The sequence below is a fragment of the Flavobacterium bernardetii genome (assembly GCF_011305415.1).
Lineage (GTDB): Bacteria > Bacteroidota > Bacteroidia > Flavobacteriales > Flavobacteriaceae > Flavobacterium > Flavobacterium bernardetii.
The window spans coordinates 1-3,505 of the sequence record NZ_JAANOQ010000025.1; the positions used below are offsets into that span (position 1 = coordinate 1).

At 39.2% G+C, this 3,505-nt stretch carries 3 protein-coding genes; 2 read left to right on the forward strand and 1 reads right to left on the reverse strand.

The window, feature by feature from the left end:
• Both G6N05_RS15390 and G6N05_RS15395 read left to right on the forward strand, forming a co-directional pair.
• The coding region (locus tag G6N05_RS15390) for a T9SS type A sorting domain-containing protein (protein ID WP_166131832.1) at nucleotides 1-1,100 on the forward strand (1,100 nt) is incomplete at its 5' end.
• 59 nt (nucleotides 1,101-1,159) lie between these two features.
• On the forward strand, nucleotides 1,160-2,563 hold the full coding sequence (locus tag G6N05_RS15395) for a T9SS type A sorting domain-containing protein (protein WP_166131834.1): 1,404 nt from the start codon (nucleotides 1,160-1,162) through the stop codon (nucleotides 2,561-2,563).
• A 598-nt stretch (nucleotides 2,564-3,161) separates the two neighbouring features.
• Here the strand turns inward: G6N05_RS15395 and G6N05_RS15550 are convergent.
• Nucleotides 3,162-3,505 (reverse strand): hypothetical protein (locus G6N05_RS15550; protein WP_205729778.1); only part of this gene is annotated, 344 nt, incomplete at its 5' end.

A 3,505-nucleotide genomic window follows, 5' to 3' on the forward strand; every position in this document is an offset into this window, starting at 1 on the left:
TTAATTCTACTATACCTCAAATACAAATTTTTACCCAAGTAGGTACCGCAAACTGGAAAGCAATTTCTGCATCAGATAGACATGTAGTTGGCATACAAACCAATGGAACCTTATGGGCTTGGGGCAGAAATGATTATAACCAAGTAGGTAACAATACTTGTTGTAATGATGTGTTAGCACCCGTACAAATTAGTACGGATACCGATTGGGCTTCAATAGACACTAGTATTTGGGGCTATACCATGGCATTAAAAACCAATGGTACACTTTGGGGCTGGGGTATGAACCAAGGCGCATTTGGAGACTCCGGCACTACGAGTCTACCAGTACCTACACAACTTAGTACCGATACCGATTGGGCAGAAATAAGCACTTTAGGCGTTCAAATACTCATGCTTAAAACCAATGGTACTCTATGGGTTTTTGGAGGGGGTGGCACAGGAGCACTAGGTTTAGGATCTGGTGTAACCACCACTTTTATCCCTTTACAAGTAGGCACAGATAACTGGAAAAGTATAGCGGGAGGATTTTTTACCTCTTTTGCTGTAAAAACGGATGGTACTTTATGGGTGTGGGGAAGAAATGATGGAGGACAATTAGGTTTAGGAGATACCACAAATAGAAATATTCCTACGCAAATAGGTACTGATACCAATTGGGCAAAGGTAATAACTGGTAGAGATCATACCATAGCGATAAAAAATGATGGTACCTCTTATGCATGGGGATATAATAATTATGCATCTACTACTCTTGGTACTTTTGTACCAGCTGAGAGTTACTACACTCCAATACTTTTACCTACTGCTATGAATGGCGTTTGTGCGGTTTTAGAAAATGAGGGTTTTAATATACCTACTAATGATATTATTCTTGCTCCTAATCCAGCGAAAGAATTGGTTACCTTGCAATTTGCCAACGCAACCAAGAACGCCACTGTTACGGTGTATAATTTATTAGGTACTAAAATGGATAGTTTTAGTACGACAGACCAAACTGCTTACACTATTGACACCCGCCAATATAGTGCAGGTATGTATATTGTTGTGGTAGCAACCCCAAATGGACGAACCCAACAGTTTAAGTTGATAAAAGAATAAGTATTACATATAATAGCAAGGCAAACTAAGTTTGCCTTGCTATTTTAAAATAAGAATTTATGAGAAAAATTTACATTTCACTAGTGCTTTTTAGTAGTATTTATAGTTTTAGCCAATGTTTTACTTCAATAAACGGAAAAAAAAATCACGTAACTGCTATAAAAACAGATGGTACACTTTGGGGTTGGGGTTCAAACAGTACTTTTGCTTTAAATACAACATTTAATACATTTGAAGCCCCAATGCAATTAGGCATTGACACCAATTGGCAGAAAACAAGAAGCGGCACAAATAACGTTTTTGCTATAAAAACTAATGGTACTTTATGGGGACGAGGTGAAAACACGAGAGGCAGTTTAGGCATTGGAACAGCAGCTATTTATAGTTCAAACTTAGTTCAAATTGGTACAGCTAGTTGGAAAGAAATTTCTAGTGCCTCAGAACATAGCATTGGTATTCAAACTAATGGTACGTTATGGGCTTGGGGCAGAAATGATTATAACCAAGTAGGTAACAATACTTGTTGTAATGATGTGTTAGCACCCGTACAAATTAGTACGGATACCGATTGGGCTTCAATAGACACTAGTATTTGGGGCTATACCATGGCATTAAAAACCAATGGTACACTTTGGGGCTGGGGTATGAACCAAGGCGCATTTGGAGACTCCGGCACTACGAGTCTACCAGTACCTACACAACTTAGTACCGATACCGATTGGGCAGAAATAAGCACTTTAGGCGTTCAAATACTCATGCTTAAAACCAATGGTACTCTTTGGGTTTTTGGAAATGGTGCCTCTGGTGAGTTAGGTTTAGGTGCTGGTGTACCCACAACCTTTGTGCCTTTACAATTAGGCACTGCTACTTGGAAAAGTATAGGTGGAGGTTTTTTTACTTCCTTTGCCATAAAAACAGACGATACCTTGTGGGCATGGGGTTTAAATGATCATATTACTGGAATACTAGGTTTAGGTGATACTACAAATAGAAATGTACCCACACAAATAGGTACCGATGCCAATTGGGCCAAGGTGATTTGTGGCGCAGACCATACCATAGCGATAAAAAATGATGGTACTGCCTATGCTTGGGGGTTAAATTATTCTTCCTCAACTACATTAGGAACGTGTCCGTTTGGTGATAACTGCAACCCTATACTTTTACCTACTGCTATGAATGGCGTTTGTGCGGTTTTAGAAAATGAGGGTTTTAACTTGGGAACTACGGTTAGTATTAGTCCTAATCCAGCGAAAGAGCAAGTAAACATTGCTTTTAGTACGGCATTGCAAAATCCTAGTATTAGTATTGTAGATGTCACTGGCAAAACGGTATTGACACAAAATAATACTACACTTTTGAATAACACGAGTATGAATGTTGCGGGTTTAAGCAAAGGTTTGTATTTGGTAGTGGTGAAAAGTGAAGGAAATACAAGTGTGGAAAAGTTGGTAGTTGATTAGTCAATTTGGCGATGTGGCAATGTGCCAATTTTGGATTGTGGAATTTGGGATTTGGGATTTACGATTTACGATTTGAGTGATTGATGAATTTTGAATTTTGAATTTGGTTTGCGTGAGACCCTTGCAAGGTGACAAACTTTGTGGGATAGGCACGCAGATTGAAAGGATTAAAAGGATTGACTTTGATTATGGGATGCTTCCTTACGTCAGCATGACAAGATTGTGGCGATTGGTTTGTGGGAAATTTTGAATTTTGAATGGTGAAGTGGATGGCGTGAGACCCTTGCAAGGTGACAAACTTTGTGGGATAGGCACGCAGATTGAAAGGATTAAAAGGATTGACTTTGATTATGGGATGCTTCCTTACGTCAGCATGACAAGTTTGTGGTGATTGGTTTGCAGTAAATTTTGAATGGTGAATTCTGAATTTTGAATGGTGAAGTGGATGGCGTGAGACCCTTGCAAGGTGACAAACTTTGTGGGATAGGCACGCAGATTGAAAGGATTAAAAGGATTTTTAACCACATAGTTTTCTTTTAATAAAAGGGCGCTTCGCTTGAAATAAAGGGAATAACTGTGTGTTTGATTATGAGATTCTTCATAATGTCAGAATGACAAGTTTGTGGTGATTGGTTTGCAGTAAATTTTGAATGGTGAATTCTGAATTTTGAATGGTGAAGTGGATGGCGTGAGACCCTGGCAGGGTGACAAACTTTGTGGGATAGGCACGCAGATTGAAAGGATTAAAAGGATTGACTTTGATTATGGGATGCTTCCTTACGTCAGCATGACAAGATTGTGGCGATTGGTTTGTGGGAAATTTTGAATTTTGAATGGTGAAGTGGATGGCGTGAGACCCTGGCAGGGTGACAAACTTTGTGGGATAGGCACGCAGATTGAAAGGATTAAAAGGATTGACTTTGATTATGGGATGCTTCCTTA

Bases quoted from the DNA above. Each gene is read 5' to 3' on its own strand.
- G6N05_RS15395 (WP_166131834.1), top strand. From the start codon at position 1,160: ATGAGAAAAATTTACATTTCACTAGTGCTTTTTAGTAGTATTTATAGT.